The organism is Maribacter sp. ACAM166 (assembly GCF_005771495.1).
GTDB lineage: Bacteria > Bacteroidota > Bacteroidia > Flavobacteriales > Flavobacteriaceae > Maribacter.
Genome location: NZ_VAUW01000113.1, coordinates 1 through 567 on the forward strand (window position 1 = coordinate 1; position 567 = coordinate 567).

Sequence of the window (567 nt, forward strand, 5' to 3'; positions counted from 1 at the left end):
GTTCATAAAACACCATAAATTTAAATTTCCGGTTGAGAAGATGTGCATAATGTTCAAGTTAAGTAAAAGCAGTTATTATCATTGGTTAGGCAGGGAACCATCCAAAAGATGGTTGGCAAACCAAACGATATCGTCGGTCATTCGAGATATTTTCAAAGATAGCTTCGAGAGTTATGGGGCACCAAGGATTAAAGAAGAACTCTCGAAAAAGGGATATCGTGTTTCCAGACCACGAGTTGCCAGGATAATGAGGGCCAATAATCTGTTCGCCAGAAGAAAGCGTAAGTTCAGGATTACAACGGACAGCGGGCACAACTATCCGTTGGTCCGAAATATTTTGAACCAGAACTTTACGGTCTCTAGAAAGAACCAGGTTTGGGTATCCGATATTACCTATATAGAGACTAAACAGGGATGGATGTATCTGACCGTGATTATCGATCTGTTCCATAGAAAGGTCGTAGGGTGGTCGATGGGCGAAACCTTAAATACAAGTGACACTATAATCCCTGCTTGGAATATGGCCGTTAAGTCCAATAATATAACAAAAGAACTCATATTTCATTC

General features: G+C 40.4%; 1 protein-coding gene. It reads left to right on the forward strand.

What is annotated here, in order from left to right:
• A partial coding sequence (locus ES765_RS21585) for an IS3 family transposase (protein WP_138116616.1) occupies positions 1 to 567 on the forward strand: 567 nt, incomplete at both ends.